The organism is Pseudomonas sp. RV120224-01b, assembly GCF_003208145.1.
GTDB lineage: Bacteria > Pseudomonadota > Gammaproteobacteria > Pseudomonadales > Pseudomonadaceae > Aquipseudomonas > Aquipseudomonas monteilii.
On record NZ_QKMQ01000020.1, the window covers coordinates 1 to 18,324 of the forward strand.

Genomic DNA, 18,324 nt, shown 5'->3' on the forward strand with positions numbered 1-18,324 from the left:
GCTGTTTGGCGCAGCGAGAGTCGATGCTCAAGCATGTGCTTGAGTACCTGCCGTTTGAAGTCCTCAGTGTAGCGCTGGCCATGTGGGCGGGGACTGAGGCTGGCGGTGGATCGGTAACTGGCAACCCAGCGCCGAAGCAAACTGAAATCGATGCCCAAGTGTCGGGCCACTTTGCGAAAGCCGTTGCTGCCTTCCAGATAGGCCGTGATCGCCGTGAGCTTGAACTGCTCTGAGTATTTGCCCATAAATCCCCCAAGGGTTGGATTGGTGTCCAACTTCTTGGGGGCAGTCCAGATACTGCGCAGGTCTTCAGCATTGCGCGATCACTGTGGGAGCCCGGCTTGCCGGCGATGGGCTGCGCAGCAGCCCCGCTTTGCTTCAGGTCGGTAGCGCAAAGAACGTACGCATCAACCCGTCATCCTCCACACCCAACCGCTCAGCCATCACCTGGCGATCAAACAACGCCCCCGTGCGCATCTCACGCACCCTCGCCCCCTCCGGCGCCCGCGCCAGTGCCTTCAGGCACACTTCCATGAAACGATGATTGTCTCCCTTCACCGGCGTCAGCTTTTCAACCTGCAAATAACGCCCCGGCATCATCAGCGACTCCGCCTCGTCCGGACGCCTTGAGAACGGCCCGATCGGCGTTGCCTGCACGTCCTCACCCGGCTCCAGCACATACACCAACGCATTGTCGCCAAAAGCCCCCTTGCCGCTCGCCTGGGTCTGCGGGTCGTTGAACACCTCCCACAGGGCATAAGGGTTTTCTGTGAACGACGTGAAATCGCTGGTCACCAACACGTCGCCCACTGCAAGGGCACCCTCGCCTGTCGTCGGTATGCCAGAACCACGCAGGCCGGACGCCGCACGGTACAGCCGCACTTGATTGTTCACGCCTAATTGCCCAAGCGCATGTGCAAGGTCGTGGCTGCGCCGGATGCTCTCGGCACGCGAGCCTTCCAAAGGCAAACCTTGCCACAAGTTGTTGTAGCGCTCCGGCGAGCTGGTGTATTCGGCAATGGCGGCCGAGCCAAAACCGTGCTCATCGCGGTAAACCGGGTAGGGCTCACCAAAAGCATCGAGATAAGTGCCGCTCGCACTCACGCTATCGAGATCGGCCCAAGGCACCGTCCCCAGCAGGGCTTCCTGCCGTGCCAACGCCTGGTCCGACATGGCCAGTAACTCATCTGCAGCCGGTGCCATGTAACGCTCCCAGTCCACTGCAGCAGCGGGGGTTTGCGCTAGTCCAGCCACACGTGGCGGTAGCCGGGCATCGGCGAACAACTCACTGGCCCGCAGCATTGCCCCATCGAGCAGGATGAACAGCACATCCACAAGCACTGCCCACCAGGCTGCCGTGCGCCAGGCAACCTTGCCATTGATTGCTCTGTCCAGGTGCAGTACCAGGCTTGCCGTGCCAAGGCCAAGCGACGTCAGGATCACTGGCCAACCAAGTGGCGCCATAGGCGCAATCAACATGCTTGCAGCCTGCAACCCAGCCAGCCATTCAGCCTTGCGCAACTGTGCATTGGTGGTCAGCCGTTCGTGGGCCTCATGGGTCAGCTGATCCATGAACATCTCACGAACATGAATAAACAGGTCACCCACAACAGCTTGCCGCTGCGTGTCATTCGAGGCCACATGTGCTTCTATCCAGGCCTGGAGCGTTGCGCGATCGTCCAAGACCACCAGCACATTCTGCGCATCGGGTAGATAGACGCACTGCCTGCCGGTCTTGAGTGAGTACAGGAACAGCGGCCTGACACCGGGGTCGCTGCTGGAAAGCGAACGCCAGCCACCCCGGGCATTTGCAGGATAATCCTCGCGCAGCGCTTTCAGGCTACTCGGCAGCAGCGTCACACGCAGCGTTGCCGCAAGCAGTTCACGCCGCTCAAGTTCGCTCAGCACGGACTGGCCGACAGCGGCAAGAAAGCGGGCGCGGGCCAGTACGCAGTAATCTTCGCCACGCTGCTCACGAAAACGGCTCAGTGCCTCGCTGTAGCGCCCCGCAAAATCCATTTGCCAGAACGCCTTCAGCACCCGCTGCGGGTCAAGCCGCACTTCGTTGCGCTCGTCATAGTGCGCGTGGCTGGCATCTACCCGGTAGAAACCACCGTAAACACTCAACGCATCTGCAGCAGTCTGCTGCTGAGGGCTGAAACGCTGGATCACCAGCTCGGTCAGGCTCAGCGACCGCCGTGGCGGCCCACGGTGGCGCCAGCCGGTGTAGCTGCGCGAGCTGCTGGCCGCCGACTGGAATTCATGCCAGTAGAGCGTGTCCGGGTCCAGCCAGTATCCCAGCTGCTGGCGCAGCACATGGCCCGCCGCCTGGCGCGCCAGGCCGTGCAAATCCGGAAATTGCCCGAGCAGGCGCTGGGCCACCTGGGCAAGAGGGAGGAGTTGTTTATCGTTCATGCTACTCGGCTGCCTGACTGTGGGGGGCACCACTACATCCGCAAGCCACAGCAACGATGCGGTATCGCTTTACAGCCCGCATCAGCCTCAGGTTAGAATCGATTGGCACGCGACCTGCTAGCTTTTGCTGAAAAATCCGCTACCAAGTCCCTTCCCCCGCTGTTTCGGAGTACCTGCCTTTGGATGCAAGCACCATCAATAGCCTGTTCCTGATCGGCGCATTGCTGGTGGGTGCAAGTATCCTGGTCAGCTCGCTGTCGTCGCGCCTGGGCATCCCTATCCTGGTCATCATCCTCGCCGTCGGCATGGTCGCCGGTGTGGATGGTGGCGGCATCATCTTCAACAACTACCCCACCGCCTATCTGGTGGGCAACCTGGCACTGGCCGTGATCCTGCTCGACGGTGGCCTGCGCACACGGGTGGCAAGCTTTCGCGTGGCACTGTGGCCGGCGCTGTCGCTGGCCACGGTCGGGGTAATGATCACCACCGCCCTCACCGGCCTGGTCGCCGCCTGGCTGTTCAACCTCAGCCTGATCCAGGGCCTGCTGATCGGCGCCATCGTCGGCTCTACCGACGCTGCGGCGGTGTTCTCGCTGCTGGGCGGCAAAGGCCTGAACGAGCGGGTTACCGCCACGCTGGAAATCGAGTCGGGCAGCAACGACCCGATGGCGGTGTTCCTCACTGTCACCCTAATCGACATGATCGCCAGCGGCCAGACTGGCCTGCACTGGAGCCTGCTCACCCACCTGCTGCGCGAGTTCGGCATCGGCGGCCTGCTGGGCCTGGGTGGCGGCTGGCTGATGCTGCAACTGGTCAACCGCATCAACCTGGCTGGCGGCCTGTACCCCATCCTGGTGGTGGCTGGTGGCCTGGTGGTGTTCTCGCTGACCAACGCCCTGCACGGCAGCGGTTTCCTCGCCGTGTACCTGTGCGGCCTGGTGCTGGGCAACAAGCCGATCCGCAGCCGCCACGGCATCCTGCACATGCTCGACGGCATGGCCTGGCTGGCCCAGATCGGCATGTTCCTGGTGCTGGGGCTGCTGGTCACCCCGCACGACCTGCTGCCCATCGCCCTGCCGGCACTGGGCCTGGCGCTGTGGATGATCCTGGTGGCGCGGCCGCTGTCGGTGGTCGCAGCCTTGCTGCCCTTCAAGGCCTTCCATGGCCGCGAGAAAGGCTTCATTTCCTGGGTCGGCCTGCGCGGCGCGGTACCGATCATTCTGGCGGTGTTCCCGCTGATGGCCGGCCTGCCGGACGCCCAGCTGTTCTTCAACCTGGCGTTCTTCATCGTGCTGGTGTCGCTGCTGGTGCAAGGCACCAGCCTGCCGTGGATGGCCAAGCTGCTAAAAGTGACCGTACCGCCAGACCCGGCACCGATCTCCCGCTCTGCCCTGGAAGTGCACATCACCAGCGAGTGGGAGCTGTTCGTGTACCGCCTGGGTGCCGAAAAATGGTGCATCGGCGCCGCCCTGCGCGAGCTGAAAATGCCCGAAGGCACGCGGATTGCCGCCCTGTTCCGTAACGAGCAACTGCTGCACCCGTCGGGCAGTACCGTCCTGGAAGTAGGCGACATGCTCTGCGTGATCGGCCACGAGCACAACCTGCCGGCCCTGGGCAAACTGTTCAGCCAGGCGCCACAGCGTGGCCTGGACCTGCGCTTCTTCGGCGACTTCGTACTCGAAGGCGATGCCGAACTGGGCGCGGTGGCAGCGTTGTACGGCCTGAAACTCGATGGCCTGGACGCGAAAATGCCGTTGGCGCAGTTCATCCGACAGAAGGTCGGAGGCGCTCCAGTAGTAGGTGACCAGGTCGAATGGCATGGCACGATCTGGACCGTGGCGACCATGGACGGGAACAAGATCCAGAAAGTGGGCGTCAGATTCCCCGAAGGAACGCGACCCGGACCAGGATTGTTCCTCTAAACTTCGTTTCTGCCGGATCCACAAGTAGTCTGCCTATGTCCCTGCGCGTGTACCTTCGCACAGCCCTGCTCGGGCTGTGCCTGTCCCTTTCCTTTGCGGCCACTGCCGCAGAGGCCCCGACCACCGCCAGCATCCAGAACAGCCTCGACAAGATCGCTGAGCGCAAGCTGCCCGAGGCCGACCAGAAGGCCCTGCAGCAGGTGCTCGAACAGACCTTGAGCCAGCTCGCCAGCAAGGAAGACAGCGAGAAGAAGCTTGCCGCGCTGAAGCAGCAGCTGGCCGGGGCCCCGAAAGAAACCAGCGACAGCCAGAAAGAGCTCGCCAGGCTCAAGGAAAGCAAGCCCCAGCCCGTCGCCCAGCGTTATGCCACGCTGAGCGTGCCGCAGCTTGAGCAGATGCTCAGCGAGCGCAACACCCAACAGGGCGAGCTGCAAAAGGCGCTGTCCGAAGCCAACAGCCTGATCATCAATTCGCAAACCCGCCCGGAACGCGCCCAGGCCGAAATCAGCAACAGCCAGGCCCGTACCCAGCAGATCAACAACATCCTCAAAACCGGCAAGGACGGCGGCAAATCCATCAACGCCGACCAGCGCAACCAGCTCAATGCCGAGCTGGCCTCGCTCAATGCGCTGACCCTGCTGCGCCGTCAGGAACTGGCCGGCAACAGCCTGCTGCAAGACCTGGGCAACGCCCGCCACGACCTGCTGATCGAACGCGCCACACGCCTGGAGCAGGAAATCCAGGACCTGCAGACCCTGATCAACGACAAGCGCCTGGCCCAGTCCCAGGAGGCGGTAACCCAGCAGTCCATCGAAGCCCAGAAGGCCGGCGGCAGCAGCCTGCTGGCCACCGAAAGCGCGCTTAACCTCAAGCTTTCCGACTACCTGCTGAAAAGCACCGACCGCCTGAACGAACTGACCCAGCAGAACCTGCGCACCAAGCAGCAACTGGACAGCCTGACCCAGGCCGACCAGGCGCTGGACGAGCAGATCAACGTGCTCAAGGGCAGCCTGCTGCTGTCCAAGATCCTCTACAAGCAGAAGCAGACCCTGCCGCACCTGAAGGTCGACCGCGACCTGGCCGACCAGATCGCCGACACCCGCCTGTACCAGTTCGAGGTCAACCAGCAGCGCGAGCAAATGAGCAGCCCGGTCACCTATGTCGACAAGCTGCTGGCCGCCCAACCGCAGGAAGAGGTGACGCCTCAGCTGCGCAAGGCCCTGCTGGAAGTGGCCATCAACCGTAGCGACCTGCTGGAGCGGTTGAACCGCGAGCTGTCGGCGCTGCTGAACGAATCGATCACCCTGCAGCTCAATCAGAAGCAGTTGCTGGGCACCGCGCAGAGCCTGCGCACTACCCTCGACGAGCAGATGTTCTGGATCCCCAGCAACAAGCCGCTGGACTGGGACTGGCTGAGCTATGTGCCAGAGCGCCTGGCTGACCAGGTCGCCAACCTGCCGTGGGGTTCGGGCCTGAAGGAGCTGGCCGACGGCCTCAGCCAGCGCCCGCTGCTGTTCCTGCCATTGCTGCTGGTGATTGGCGCCCTGTTGTGGCGGCGCAAGTACCTGTACCAACGGCTGGGCAAGGTGCACCAGGACATCGGCCATTTCCGCCGTGACAGCCAATGGCACACGCCCCAGGCAATCCTCATCAATATCCTGCTGGCGATGCCGGTCAGCCTTGGCCTGGCGCTGTGCAGCTACGCCCTGCAGATCGACGCCCGCGGGCAAAACGCCAACCTGGGCGCCGCCCTCTGGCAACTGGCCCAGGCCTGGCTGGTGTTCTACACCGCCTACCGCATCCTCGCCCCGGGTGGCGTGGCCGAAATCCACTTTCGCTGGCACAAGCCTCAGGTCGAGTTCCTGCGCGGCTGGGTGCGCCGCCTGGGCACCGTGGTACTGGCGCTGGTCGGGGTGGTGGCGGTGGCCGAGCACCAGCCATCGGCGCTGGCCGACGACGTGCTGGGGATCGGCGTGGTGCTGACGTGCTACGCACTGATGGCCTGGCTGCTCAGCCGCCTGCTGCTCAGCAGCCCGGCACACCGCGACACATCACTGTTCCGTAAGGCAGTGGGCGTGGCCTTTACCGCCCTGCCCATCGCCCTGTTCGTCGCCGTGTGCTTCGGCTACTACTACACCGCGCTGAAACTCACCGACCGGCTGATCTACACCCTGTACCTGCTGCTGTTCTGGCTGGTGATCGAGGCTGCATTCGTGCGTGGCCTGTCGGTCGCGGCACGGCGCCTGGCCTACCAGCGGGCGCTGAGCAAGCGGGCTGCAGCCAAGGAAGGGCTGGATGGCGAAGTCATCACCGAAGAGCCGACGCTGGACATCGAGCAGGTCAACCAGCAGTCGCTGCGCCTGATCCGCCTGGCCCTGCTCGGCGGCTTCATCGCCGGCCTGTACTGGGTGTGGGCAGACCTGATCTCGGTGTTCGCCTACCTCAACAACTTCGTCCTCTACGAATACACCAGCGGCACCGGCGCCGCCGCCAGCATGGTACCGATCAGCCTCGGCGACCTGCTGGGTGCGCTGGTGATCGTCGGCATCACGTTCGCCCTGGCCGGCAACTTGCCAGGCCTGCTGGAGGTTCTGGTGCTGTCACGCCTGAACCTGGCCCAGGGCAGCGCTTACGCCACCACCACGCTGTTGTCCTATACCATCGTCGGCGTCGGTATCGTCAGCACCCTGTCCACCCTGGGGGTGAGCTGGGACAAGCTGCAATGGCTGGTGGCTGCACTGTCGGTGGGCCTGGGCTTCGGCATGCAGGAAATCTTCGCCAACTTCATCTCCGGCATCATGATCCTGTTCGAGCGCCCGGTGCGCATTGGCGACACCATCACCATCGGCAACCTGTCCGGCACGGTCAGCAAGATCCGCATCCGCGCCACCACCATCACCGACTTCGACCGCAAGGACATCATCGTCCCCAACAAGACCTTCATCACCGGCCAGCTGATCAACTGGTCGCTGACCGACACGGTCACCCGGGTGACGCTGAAACTGGGCATTGACTACGGCTCCGACCTGGACCTGGTACGCGACCTGCTGCTCAAGGGCGCGCATGAGAACCCACGGGTGCTGAAGGACCCGGAACCGATCGTGTACTTCCTCAACTTCGGCGAAAGCTCGCTGGACCACGAGCTGCGCATGCACGTACGCGACCTGGGCGACCGCAACCCGACGCTGGACGAGATCAACCGCTACATCAGCCGGGAGTTCAAGGCGCACAACATCAAGATCTCGGTACGCCAAGTCGAGGTGTTCCTGATGGACCCCAACGGCGGCAAACAGCAGTTGATTCCGATGGAGCAGCCCAAACCGGATGGCACTGCACCGGCCTGAGTGGGCTCGAATGCTTTATTCTGTGCTGAATCTCAGGAGCAGCCCGTGAAAGCCCTCGACCAACTCACTTTCGACAACCGCTTCGCCCGCCTGGGCGATGCGTTCTCCACCCAGGTCCTGCCCGAACCCATCGCAGACCCGCGCCTGGTCGTCGCGAGCGAGTCGGCCATGGCCCTGCTCGACCTCGACCCCGCCCAGGCCGACCTGCCGGTGTTCGCCGAGCTGTTCAGCGGCCACAAACTGTGGGAAGAAGCCGACCCACGGGCGATGGTGTACTCCGGCCACCAGTTCGGCTCCTACAACCCACGCCTGGGCGATGGCCGTGGCCTGCTGCTGGCCGAAGTGCTCAACGACAAAGGCGAACACTGGGACCTGCACCTGAAGGGGGCCGGCCAGACCCCGTATTCGCGCATGGGCGACGGCCGTGCTGTGCTGCGCTCGTCGATCCGCGAGTTCCTCGCCTCCGAAGCCCTGCACGCCCTCGGCATCGCCACCAGCCGTGCGCTGTGCGTAGTCGGCTCCAGCACCCCGGTATGGCGCGAAACCCGCGAAAGCGCTGCCATGCTTACCCGCCTGGCGCAGAGCCATGTGCGCTTCGGCCATTTCGAATACTTCTACTACACCAAACAGCCCGAGCAGCAGCGCGTGCTGATCGACCATGTACTGCAGCAGCATTACCCTGAATGCCAGGATGCCGAGCAACCGTACCTGGCCATGTTTCGCACCATCGTCGAGCGCAATGCCGAACTGATCGCCCGCTGGCAGGCCTATGGTTTCTGCCACGGGGTGATGAACACCGACAACATGTCGATCCTGGGCATCACCTTCGACTTCGGCCCCTACGCCTTCCTCGACGACTTCGACGCCAACTTCATCTGCAACCACTCTGACGACCGCGGCCGCTACAGCTACGCCAATCAGGTGCCCATCGCCCACTGGAACCTCAGCGCGCTGGCCCAGGCCCTGACCACGGTGATCGAGGTGGAGCCCCTGAAAGAAACGCTGGGCCTGTTCCTGCCGCTGTACCAGGCCCATTACCTGGACCTCATGCGTCGCCGCCTGGGCCTGACCACTGCCGAGGATGACGACATTGCGCTGGTCGAGCGCCTGCTGCAATGCATGCAGCGGGGTGGCGTGGACTACAGCCTGTTCTTCCGCAAACTGGGCGAACAGCCGGTTGCCGAGGCGCTGAACGTAGTGCGTGATGATTTCATCGACCTGGCCGCTTTCGACGCATGGGGCGCAGATTACCTGGCCCGCTGTAAGCGCGAGCCGGTTAATGCCCAAGGCCGCCGTGAGCGGATGCATGCGGTGAACCCGCTGTATGTGCTACGCAATTACCTGGCGCAGAAAGCCATCGAAGAGGCTGAAGCGGGGGATTACAGTGAAGTGCGGCGGTTGCATCAGGTGCTGAGCAGACCGTTCGAGGAACAGTCTGGAATGCAGGCCTACGCCGAACGCCCGCCTGAGTGGGGCAAGCACCTGGAAATCAGCTGCTCTTCCTGAATAACGCCTAACCCTGTGGGAGCGGGTTCACCCGCGAACACCGGCGCAGCCGGTGCCATTCACCGCGTCGAATTCTTCGCGGGTAAACCCGCTCCCACAGGAAATTGTGATAGCCATATTGGAGTTGTCATGTCTGACCCACTGGTAATCCCCTGCCCCCACTGCAACGGCCTCAACCGCCTGCCGGCCGAGCGCTTGGGTGACACCCCGAAATGCGGCCGCTGCAAACAGGATGTGCTGCTGAGCACCCCTTTCGAGCTCACCGAAGCCAGCTACGCGAGCCAGATCAAAGGCGACCTGCCGCTGCTGGTCGACATCTGGGCCGACTGGTGCGGCCCATGCAAGTCCTTCGCCCCCACCTTCGAACAAGCCGCCCGCCAACTGGCCGGTCGCTGCCGCCTGGCCAAACTCGACAGCGAAGCCAACCGCAACCTCGCCGGGCAACTGGGCATCCGCTCGATCCCCAGCTTGCTGCTGTTCAAGAACGGCCGCGAAATCAGCCGCCAGGCCGGGGCATTCCCACTTCAGTCGTTGCTGGAGTGGGTGCGCAGCCAGGGGGTTTAAGCATTCTCCTCAAGCAACGAATGCAACTCGACAAACTGCTGCGTCAGCTTGTGCTTTGGCTCCAGGTGAATCAGCGGCAGGCTGGCGTGGTGCGATTCACGCATCTTCACCGAGCTACCCAGGTACACCGGTAGCACCGGCAGGCCCTCGGCCAGCAGTTCGTCGAGCATCTGCTGCGGCAGGCTGGCGCGGGACTGGAACTGGTTGACCACGATGCCTTCGACCAGCAGGTCTTCGTTGTGGTCATCCTTGAGGTCTTCGATCTCGGCCAACAGGCCGTACAGCGCCTGGCGTGAGAAACTGTCGCAGTCGAAGGGAATCAAGACGCGATCGGCGGCGATCAGTGCAGAAACCGCGTAAAAATTCAGCGCTGGTGGGGTGTCGATGTAGATCCGGTCGTAATCCTCATCCAGCTCGTCCAGCAGCTTTCGCAGCTTGTTGATCTTGTGCTTGGCCTCAAGCTTGGGCTGCAAGTCAGCCAGTTCTGCCGTGGCGGTAACCACATGCAGGTTATCGAACGGGGTTTCGTAGATATCGACCTTGTTCTTCTTGCTGAACGGCCCGCTGGACAGGCTTTGTTTGAAGAAGTCGGCAATCCCCATGGGGATGTCCTCGCCGGTGAGGCCGGTGAGGTACTGGGTCGAGTTGGCCTGGGCATCCAGGTCGATCAACAGGGTCCGATAGCCTTCATTGGCACTGACCGCCGCCAGGTTGCAGGCAATGCTCGACTTGCCCACGCCACCTTTCTGATTGAACACCACGCGCCGCATGATTGACCTCCGTGTTTCAACGAATGCCCGAGTATGTGGCGGCACTGCGGCAATGGCCAGTGCCATTTGACCGGCATCAGCCCTGGCCGACCACCTGCCCGGTCAACAGCTCGGCAAATGCCTTGGCCATCACCGAATGACCGCGCTCGCGCTGCACCAACCACACCGCCGACATCGCCCCCTCATCCAGCAGCGTGCGATACACCACCCCTTCGATGCGCATGCGCTGGAACGACGCCGGCAACACCGACACCCCGAGCCCTGCCGACACCAGGCCGATGATGGTCATCGCCTCCCCCGCCTCCTGGGCAAAGTGCGGGCTGAAACCCGCCTGTCGTGCCAGGCTCAGCAACTGCGCATGCAGGCCGCTGCCGTAACTGCGCGGGAAGAACACGAACGGCTCATGGGTCAATGCCGCCATGTACACACCCTGCTCAGAGCCCTCCGCCAGCGGATGCGAAGCGTTGATAACCGCCACCAGGGGCTCGCGGAACAACTCCGTGGCCACCAAACCTTCCGGCAACGGCATCGGCCGCATCAACCCGACTTCGATGGATTCATCGAACACCCCTTCGGCGACATCACGGCTGCTCATTTCCTTGAGGTTCAGGTGCACCGCCGGGAAGCGCTGGCGAAAGGCATGGATGGCCTTGGGGATCTTCGAGGTGAAAGGTGCCGACGAGGTAAAGCCGATCTTCATCTCGCCCAGTTCTCCCAGCTGAGCACGCCGGGCCACATCGGCCGCCTTCTCCACCTGCGCCAGCACCTGACGCGCTTCCTCAAGGAATAACCGCCCTGCCTCGCTCAGTTCCACCCGACGGTTGGTACGCTCGAACAGGCGAGCCCCCAGTTCCTGCTCCAGGGCCTGGATCTGTTGGCTCAGCGGCGGCTGCGAAATGCCCAGCTGCTGCGCGGCACGGCCAAAGTGCAGCTCTTCGGCCACGGCGATGAAGTAACGCAGATGGCGCAGTTCCATAGTTGGCTCCAAACAGGTCGCAAAACATCTTAAATAGGTCGAACAATATATTGGATCTAATCATTAGCCAGCTATATGCTTTTTTCATTGCGCCAGAGGTACCCGCCCGTGAAAACTGCTGTAGCCCCCCTTCCCGCCGAGCCAGAACCTGCCCCCCTGAACGAAATGTGGATCGAGAAAGGCACCCCCGCCTTCATGAAGACGGTGCTGGCCCTGTTCAGCGGCGGCTTCGCCACCTTCGCCCTGCTGTACTGCGTGCAGCCGATGATGCCGCTGTTGTCGAAGGAATTTGCCATCAACGCGGCGCAAAGCAGCCTGGTGCTGTCGGTGTCCACCGCCATGCTGGCGTTCGGCCTGTTGATCACCGGCCCTATCTCTGACCGCATCGGGCGCAAGCCGGTGATGGTCTTTGCATTGGTCTGCGCCGCCCTCTCCACCTTGGCCAGCGCAGTGATGCCGAGCTGGGAACTGGTACTGGCCACCCGCGCATTGGTCGGCCTGTCGTTGAGTGGCCTGGCGGCAGTGGCAATGACTTATCTCAGCGAAGAGATTCACCCGCAGCACATCGGCCTGGCCATGGGCCTGTACATCGGGGGCAACGCGATTGGCGGCATGAGTGGGCGGCTCATCACGGGCGTATTGATCGACTTCGTCAGCTGGCACACGGCGATGCTGACCATCGGCGGCCTGGCGCTGGTGGCCGCGCTGGTGTTCTGGAAGGTATTGCCCGAATCGCGCAACTTCCGCCCACAGTCGATGAACCCGCGCAGCCTGCTGGACGGCTTTGTCATGCACTTCAAGGATGCCGGCCTGCCTTGGTTGTTCCTTGAAGCCTTCCTGCTGATGGGGGCCTTCGTCACCCTGTTCAACTACATCGGCTACCGCCTGCTGGCTGAGCCCTTCCACATGAACCAGGCACTGGTCGGCCTGCTGTCGGTGGTGTACCTGTCTGGCATCTACAGCTCGGCGCAGGTCGGCGCACTGGCGGACAAGCTGGGCCGGCGCAAGGTGTTCTGGGCCAGTATCGTGGTGATGGCAGGTGGCTTGCTGATGACCCTGGCCAGCCCGCTGGCGATGGTGATCGTCGGCATGCTGGTGTTCACCTTCGGCTTCTTTGGTGCGCACTCGGTGGCCAGCAGCTGGATCGGGCGCCGGGCGCTGAAGGCCAAGGGGCAGGCGTCGTCGCTGTACCTCTTCAGCTATTACGCAGGCTCGAGCGTGGCGGGTACGGCAGGCGGGGTGTTCTGGCACCAGTGGGGCTGGAATGGCATCGGGCTGTTCATTGGCAGCTTGCTTGCGGTGGCGTTGCTGGTGGCCTTGCACTTGAGCAAGCTGCCTCCCAAGGGATAGGCGCCCGTGCTCAAGCTTCGGGCAGCGCCATCACCAAGCGCGCCTGAAGCAGCTCGCCTTCGGCTTGCAACTGGATGTTCAGCGCTTCGCCACCGTCATGCTCCAGTACGTGCAGCCAGGCCAGCACTGCGGCGACGGGCCCCTCCAGGCCGACATCCACTTGCCCTGCCTTGGCTTCCAGGCTGACGATGTGGACCCCTGCCGCCTTGGCACGCTCATTCAGCCCAGCCGGTGTCAGCAACTCGACGGCGCCTGGCGACCGGCGCGGCCCCTGTACTATTCGCTGCAATGTGGCCGCCAGCTCATGCTCACGCGCCAGCGCTTGTTCCGCTTGCTGCATGCGAGCCTGCCCGGGCAACCAGAGAAGCTGGCAGATCACGATCGACAGCAGGCCCCACAACGCTGCACTCAACAGCGCACGCCGGCCTGCTGGTATCTCTTTCCACTGGCGAACCCATGCATGCTCGTTGAGATTTTTCATTCTGCCCCCTGCCAGGCGAGGGTTGCCCGCACGCCCTGGGCAGTCTGTCGCCCCTGTTCCATCCGCATGCCGGCAACACGCTCCCCCAACCGTTCGAGATCGTCAAAGCCTTGAGCGATGACATCAACACGCCAGCCCTGCCCGGCTGTCGTTTCCGCTCGTTCAATCACCAGATTACCGCTGCTGACCAGCTGCTCGGAGAACTGGGCAAGCTGCTCCACAGCAGTCGACTGCCTGGGCATGTGTTCCAGCAACCGGATTTGCGTGGCCAAATCGCCTCCGGCCAGCGGTTCAGGCGCCCAGCGTTGCAGCACCCGAACATTGTCGGTGTGCTGCAGTGATACCTGACGCATCAACCACTCGGTTCGCCAGTATTCAGCCAGGCAAACCATCAGCAATGCCAGCACCACACTACCTGCCATCGCTTGCCATGCCGGCGCACTGCGCCGTCGGCGCAAGGTGCCCTGGCGCAGGTCCACGGCGCCAGTTTTACCCTGCACCAGCAGTTCCACAGCACTGTCGACCTCCTGATCGCAGCAGTGCGCACCCATTGCCCCTGCCTCGGCCATCCAAGGTATCGACGCATGGCTCTGCTTCAGTACCTGAGCAGCCTGGGCACTGACCGCAAGGCGCGCACCTTCGGTGCCTCCCAGCAACCAGCGCCCCTCGAACCACAGGGCACACGCCTGTGCGGCACTCAGCAGGTCGGCATCGACGTGCACCGCGACCGGGTCGATACCCTGCTCAAGCAGCAGCGACATCAGCGGGCGCAGGCGCTCCAGCGCTATCACCAGCACCTTTCGCCGCCCCTCATCATCCTCTGGCCCGAACGCCAGGTGCGAGGCCTCCAAAGGTGCTGCCAACTGCTCTTCGGCCGCATAGCCCAACGCCTCCCGGCCGGGGCGCCTGCCCGGCACTGGCCCAACCCTGCAGTACCCTGCCAGCTCCATCGGCAGGACGAGCACCACGCCAGCATCGGCCAGTGTTGGCGGCAGATCGCCCAACGTTGACCGGTCAAGCTGCCCCTGCGCTGTGCGCACAAGCACCGGCCATGTCCCGTCGGCTGCGGCCATACCCTCCGCCAGTAGAAACAGGTAAACATCACTCATCTGGCATTTGCTCCGGCTGTGCAGAAAAAACACGACGCAACACACGCACCTGATGCGTGTTCAGGTCGATCTCAAGGTCGCTGTACAGGTACCCAACATTGCCTGCCAGCGCTGCGCGCACCTCCAAGCGGTACCAGCGGCTGGTCACCGAAAGTCCATGGCTGTCGATACCAAGACCGACCAGACGCGGTTGCGCCAGAAACTGCTGAACGCTGGCAAAACCCTCTTCGGGCCGTTCGCCTATCAAACGCCGGGCCGTGGATGCTTCCACGCCTTCAAGGCCTTCGAGCACCTGCGCCAGGGCGGTATTGACGTTGAGCCCCGCATTCACAGGCAACGCCACGACCCATGGCCGCAGGCGTGTCATCACGTCATCATCAACCCCTGGCAGGGTGCGCAACTGGCTAGGGTCGAGCATGCGTTGGCCTGCCAGTGAATCCAGCACTGGCGCCTCGATCTGCAGCGCACGGCATAACCGCTGCCAACGCTCTAGCAGCACAGGGTCGAGATTTTTCCGTGCGGTCAGCGCAGCGATGTTGAAGCGCCCGGAAAGGTCTTCCAGACGCAGGCGAACCTGCCCCTGCTCAAGGTCCAACAACCGGGCTTTCGCCCAAGGCTGACCACCATGGGTCACTTGCAGCAGGGTTGCAGCCTGCTGTTTCAGTTGCACCAAGGCCTGGCGTTCCCCCGCATGCGCCAACTGCAGCAGGCGCGAGGCATCGATTTGCTGCCTGACGCTACCCAGCATGCCTTGATGGCTACGCAACATGCTGGCAACCAGCACAGTCAGCAGCGCCATGACCAACAGCACGGTGATTAGCGCCACACCACGCTGCCGAGTGTTCTTCACAGGCTTGCCCCCGCCATTGGCAGCACGCGGCGTATGCCTTGGAAACGCCGGGTCGAAAGCGTGATTTCGAGCGCCTGTGGCGGCTGCGCAGCCGTCCAGCTGGAAACCCAGCCACCCTCTGCGCCATACATACGCCAGCGCAATTCCACAATACCGTCGAGCACGCGCTGCGGGCGTACCTGCCCATGCTCCAAAGTACGCCGCTGGCGCCACAGCACACCGTCTTCCAGCCAGTATTCGACAACCCTCAGATCGCTGCGCGGCAAGGGCTGCCGATCACGCTCGGCACCCAACAACCAGCTCACCCGATGCGGCGTCAACAGGATGCCGTGGCTCGTGCCGTTCTTGCCGCTCGCGGGCCAGTACCCTTGCAGTGCATCCCGCTGCATCACACTCATTGCCCGCCCCAAGGCACGCAGTTCGTCGGCGTGGGCCTGGCGCGCTGCATCGGCCCGGGTGAATGCAGCCAGCAACTGGCTGGTGCCTGCCGCCAACAAGGCGAAGATGGCGACGGCCAGCAACAACTCCAGCAGGGTAAAGCCGCGTTGGGTACAGGCTGGCTCACGGCACACCATCGACAACCTCCAGCCAGCCCACTGTGTGATGAAGTGGCTGCCGATCCGGCGCCAAACCGACACTCACGTTCACTTCGACGAGGGGCGCATCAGCCAGAGGATGCCTCGCCTCGACCAACCACCAGCCCCGCTCATCGAACCGGACCTCCAGGGTACGCCGCTGTGCAGCCGCAGGCGCGTGCAGACGCAGTTCAGCAAGGTGGTTATCGGCAATCCAGCTGGCGAACAGCCGGTCACGCAGGCCCTGCGACTGCTCCAGCACATGCTGGCTGGCGGTGGTCACAGCAGCAGCCAGCACGGCAAAAACAGACAGCGCCACCAGCACTTCCAGCAACGTAAACCCACGTTCAACGTTCGAGCCAGGGGTCATTGAGGCCATCGCTTGATACCTGGGCCAGGCTGACGCCAGCCTCATGGAATGACAACGAAAACGGGGTGTGCTCGTCGCTACGGGAAAACACCAGTTGCGCAGCGCCTTCCGGCTTGCCGGGCATCACTGCCAGCCCGTCGATTTCCAGATGCAGGTCCAGCCCGGTGTCCCGGCGCTGCCCCTGCGCTGCCACGCTGTGCCCTTCACCCTTCACTAGCTGATAGCCGCGGGGGTCGACGTGCACAGCCAAATCCCGCCCCTCCAGGACCGCCTGCTGCCTGGCGTACTGGACCAGTTGCAGAAACAGGGCGGCTTCCTGCCGTGCCAACCGTTGGGGCCCCTGCCCCACCTGTAGCCCGGCCATGGCCAGGACAACGCCCACCAGCAGCAGCACCAGCATGATTTCAAGCAGGGTGAAGCCCCTCGACCGGTTCTGCCTCATTCGGCCCAGTTACCGATATCGGCATCCGCGTCTTCACCACCGGGCTGGCCGTCGGCCCCCAAAGAGAACAAGTCGTACCCCTGGCCTGATCGCGTTCCTGGGTTGGCGTACTGATAAGGTGCCCCCCACGGGTCCATCGCCTGACGCTTGAGGTAACCCTGGGCGCTCCACTGCCGGGGCAGTGGCGCCAGGGTTGGACGCCGGACGAGCGCCTCCAGGCCTTGAGCCGTGGTGGGGTAGCGCCCATTGTCCAGGCGGTAGATTTCCAGCGCTGTGGCAATGGACTGGATATCGGTACGCGCTGCGGTGAGCTTGGCATGGTCCGGACGGCTCATCACATTGGGTAACACCAAGGCACCGAGTACCCCCAGGATGATCACCACCACCATGATTTCAATCAGCGTGAAACCGCGTTGCGCGCGGCGTGCAAAGCCATAGGACATATCAGTTGACCAGTTGGTTGAGGTTGAGAATGGGCAGCAGGATGGCCAGCACGATGAACAGCACGATGCCGCCCATCACCAAAAGCATCAGGGGTTCACACAGGCTCACCAGAAGGGTTATACGACCTGCCAGTTGCCTGGCCTGAAGATCGGCGGCACGTTCCAGCATGCCGTCCAGCTCCCCGGCACGCTCGCCACTGGCGATCATGTGCAGCATCAGGTCAGGCATGGTCTGGCTACGTGCCAGGCTATGGGCCAGCGTTGCGCCTTCGCCCACTTCACGCACAGCGGCTTGCAAGCGATCGCGTAGCACCAGATTGCCCACCACGCCGGCTGCGATGTTCATGGCATCGACCAGCACGACGCCGCTGCGCCCCAGAATTGCCAGGGTGCTGATGAAACGCGCGGCTTCACTGGCCAGCACAAAACCGGCGTAACCGGGTATGCGCAGGACCATGGCATGCCATTGCCTTCGTCTGGCGGGTTTGCGCAACAGCAAGACGACCGCTGTAGCGCCTGCCAGCATCACCAGCAAGGCCAACAGCCCAAAGCGGCCGAAGGCATCGCTGAGTGCGATCAGCACCTGCGTTGCCAGTGGCAACTGCGCCTGGTCGCGGGCAAAGGCCTGCACCACGTCCGGCACCACATAGCCAAGCAGAAACCCCACCACCAGCAGTGCCACGACCGTCAGGATCAAGGGGTAAAGCATCGCCAACTGCACCTTCTGGCGCAGTGCCCGCTGATCCTCGCCATGCTCAGCCAGCCGCTCCAGTACGCCGGCCAGGTGCCCTGAACGCTCTGCCGCCTCGACCGTGGCGCGGTAGACCAACGGGAATGCCGAGGGGTAATGTGCCAACGCATCGGCAAAGGTATTACCTTCGGCGACCCGCTCAGCCACACCAAGCAACACCTGCCTGACCAGACGCTGGCCGCTCTGCGCAGCCACCGCCTGCAATGCTTCAGTCAACGGGATGCCGGCCTGCAACAGTGTTGCCAGCTGTCGTGTCAGCAGGCAACGCTGCACGAGCGAGAGGCGGTTGCGTGCAGTCAGCGCGGCAAAGGGCGACGGCTGTACCTCTTCGATCACCAATACCGACCAGCCCTGCTCGCGCAACTGCTGTCGGGCCTGGCGTGCACTGGCTGCCTCTAGCGTGCCGCGCTGACGCGTGCCATCGATGCGCTGAGCCTGATACCGGAAAACCGCCAT

The 18,324-nt window shown here is 63.2% G+C and carries 17 protein-coding genes; 5 read left to right on the forward strand and 12 right to left on the reverse strand.

The genetic code is table 11. The annotated features are described in order from the left end of the window. The coding region (locus N436_RS24155) for a transposase (protein WP_256589893.1) at window positions 1–245 on the reverse strand (245 nt) is incomplete at its 3' end. A gap of 133 nt (window positions 246–378) precedes the next feature. Beyond that, on the reverse strand, window positions 379–2,415 hold the full coding sequence (locus tag N436_RS24160; RefSeq protein ID WP_110742132.1) for a dermonecrotic toxin domain-containing protein: 2,037 nt from the start codon (window positions 2,413–2,415) through the stop codon (window positions 379–381). Window positions 2,416–2,594: 179 nt separating this feature from the next. Between N436_RS24160 and N436_RS24165 the strand changes: the two genes are divergently transcribed. From N436_RS24165 to trxC, 4 genes are all read left to right on the forward strand, one after another. Further along, a complete protein-coding gene (locus N436_RS24165) occupies window positions 2,595–4,337 on the forward strand; it encodes a potassium/proton antiporter (protein WP_105946421.1) in 1,743 nt (580 codons plus the stop codon). Window positions 4,338–4,372: 35 nt separating this feature from the next. After that, window positions 4,373–7,681: a mechanosensitive channel MscK gene (mscK, locus tag N436_RS24170; protein ID WP_025752287.1), complete on the forward strand. Its 3,309-nt coding sequence runs from the start codon at window positions 4,373–4,375 to the stop codon at window positions 7,679–7,681. A 45-nt stretch (window positions 7,682–7,726) separates the two neighbouring features. Next, complete coding sequence (selO, locus tag N436_RS24175; protein ID WP_110742133.1) at window positions 7,727–9,187, forward strand: protein adenylyltransferase SelO; 1,461 nt, start codon at window positions 7,727–7,729, stop codon at window positions 9,185–9,187. Between the two features lie 129 nt (window positions 9,188–9,316). Beyond that, complete coding sequence (gene trxC / locus N436_RS24180) at window positions 9,317–9,751, forward strand: thioredoxin TrxC (protein ID WP_110742134.1); 435 nt, start codon at window positions 9,317–9,319, stop codon at window positions 9,749–9,751. On the opposite strand, the gene N436_RS24185 is transcribed toward trxC, so the two are convergent. Then, on the reverse strand, window positions 9,748–10,521 hold the full coding sequence (locus tag N436_RS24185; protein WP_105946424.1) for a ParA family protein: 774 nt from the start codon (window positions 10,519–10,521) through the stop codon (window positions 9,748–9,750). The two genes, trxC and N436_RS24185, sit on opposite strands and share 4 nt — an antisense overlap. 76 nt (window positions 10,522–10,597) lie before the next feature. Next, window positions 10,598–11,497: a LysR family transcriptional regulator gene (locus N436_RS24190; RefSeq protein ID WP_110742135.1), complete on the reverse strand. Its 900-nt coding sequence runs from the start codon at window positions 11,495–11,497 to the stop codon at window positions 10,598–10,600. 165 nt (window positions 11,498–11,662) lie between these two features. Between N436_RS24190 and N436_RS24195 the strand changes: the two genes are divergently transcribed. Beyond that, window positions 11,663–12,847, forward strand: coding sequence for an MFS transporter (locus tag N436_RS24195; protein ID WP_256590028.1), 1,185 nt, complete (start codon window positions 11,663–11,665; stop codon window positions 12,845–12,847). A 10-nt stretch (window positions 12,848–12,857) separates the two neighbouring features. Here N436_RS24195 and N436_RS24200 read toward each other — a convergent pair whose 3' ends face one another. The 8 genes from N436_RS24200 to gspF are packed head-to-tail and all read right to left on the reverse strand — an operon-like array spanning window position 12,858 to window position 18,324. After that, window positions 12,858–13,328, reverse strand: a complete 471-nt coding sequence (locus N436_RS24200) for a hypothetical protein (RefSeq protein ID WP_110742137.1) — start codon at window positions 13,326–13,328, stop codon at window positions 12,858–12,860. Next, window positions 13,325–14,437 carry a type II secretion system protein GspL gene (gene gspL, locus N436_RS24205; protein WP_105946428.1) on the reverse strand — a complete coding sequence of 371 codons (1,113 nt, stop codon included), beginning with the start codon at window positions 14,435–14,437 and terminating at the stop codon, window positions 13,325–13,327. Before gspL ends, N436_RS24200 begins: the two co-directional genes overlap by 4 nt. Then, a complete protein-coding gene (locus N436_RS24210; protein ID WP_110742138.1) occupies window positions 14,430–15,287 on the reverse strand; it encodes a general secretion pathway protein GspK in 858 nt (285 codons plus the stop codon). The genes gspL and N436_RS24210 overlap by 8 nt, the downstream gene beginning before the upstream one ends. Next, window positions 15,284–15,862 carry a type II secretion system minor pseudopilin GspJ gene (gene gspJ, locus N436_RS24215; RefSeq protein ID WP_110742139.1) on the reverse strand — a complete coding sequence of 193 codons (579 nt, stop codon included), beginning with the start codon at window positions 15,860–15,862 and terminating at the stop codon, window positions 15,284–15,286. The genes N436_RS24210 and gspJ overlap by 4 nt, the downstream gene beginning before the upstream one ends. After that, window positions 15,849–16,232 (reverse strand): type II secretion system minor pseudopilin GspI, encoded by a 384-nt coding sequence (gene gspI / locus N436_RS24220; protein ID WP_256590024.1) that lies wholly within the window; start codon window positions 16,230–16,232, stop codon window positions 15,849–15,851. Before gspI ends, gspJ begins: the two co-directional genes overlap by 14 nt. After that, on the reverse strand, window positions 16,210–16,674 hold the full coding sequence (gene gspH, locus N436_RS24225; RefSeq protein WP_110742141.1) for a type II secretion system minor pseudopilin GspH: 465 nt from the start codon (window positions 16,672–16,674) through the stop codon (window positions 16,210–16,212). Before gspH ends, gspI begins: the two co-directional genes overlap by 23 nt. Next, on the reverse strand, window positions 16,671–17,117 hold the full coding sequence (gspG, locus tag N436_RS24230; protein WP_060498038.1) for a type II secretion system major pseudopilin GspG: 447 nt from the start codon (window positions 17,115–17,117) through the stop codon (window positions 16,671–16,673). Before gspG ends, gspH begins: the two co-directional genes overlap by 4 nt. A 1-nt stretch (window position 17,118) precedes the next feature. Further along, window positions 17,119–18,324: a type II secretion system inner membrane protein GspF gene (gene gspF / locus N436_RS24235; protein ID WP_110742142.1), complete on the reverse strand. Its 1,206-nt coding sequence runs from the start codon at window positions 18,322–18,324 to the stop codon at window positions 17,119–17,121.

Coding starts and splice junctions, on each gene's coding strand:
- N436_RS24195 (WP_256590028.1), top strand. CDS start 11,663: ATGTGGATCGAGAAAGGCACCCCCGCCTTCATGAAGACGGTGCTGGCC.
- gspI (WP_256590024.1), bottom strand. CDS start 16,232: ATGACCCCTGGCTCGAACGTTGAACGTGGGTTTACGTTGCTGGAAGTG.
- N436_RS24160 (WP_110742132.1), bottom strand. CDS start 2,415: ATGAACGATAAACAACTCCTCCCTCTTGCCCAGGTGGCCCAGCGCCTG.
- N436_RS24185 (WP_105946424.1), bottom strand. CDS start 10,521: ATGCGGCGCGTGGTGTTCAATCAGAAAGGTGGCGTGGGCAAGTCGAGC.
- gspL (WP_105946428.1), bottom strand. CDS start 14,437: ATGAGTGATGTTTACCTGTTTCTACTGGCGGAGGGTATGGCCGCAGCC.
- gspJ (WP_110742139.1), bottom strand. CDS start 15,862: ATGGTGTGCCGTGAGCCAGCCTGTACCCAACGCGGCTTTACCCTGCTG.
- gspF (WP_110742142.1), bottom strand. CDS start 18,324: ATGGCGGTTTTCCGGTATCAGGCTCAGCGCATCGATGGCACGCGTCAG.
- N436_RS24190 (WP_110742135.1), bottom strand. CDS start 11,497: ATGGAACTGCGCCATCTGCGTTACTTCATCGCCGTGGCCGAAGAGCTG.
- N436_RS24200 (WP_110742137.1), bottom strand. CDS start 13,328: ATGAAAAATCTCAACGAGCATGCATGGGTTCGCCAGTGGAAAGAGATA.
- mscK (WP_025752287.1), top strand. CDS start 4,373: ATGTCCCTGCGCGTGTACCTTCGCACAGCCCTGCTCGGGCTGTGCCTG.
- trxC (WP_110742134.1), top strand. CDS start 9,317: ATGTCTGACCCACTGGTAATCCCCTGCCCCCACTGCAACGGCCTCAAC.
- gspG (WP_060498038.1), bottom strand. CDS start 17,117: ATGTCCTATGGCTTTGCACGCCGCGCGCAACGCGGTTTCACGCTGATT.
- gspH (WP_110742141.1), bottom strand. CDS start 16,674: ATGAGGCAGAACCGGTCGAGGGGCTTCACCCTGCTTGAAATCATGCTG.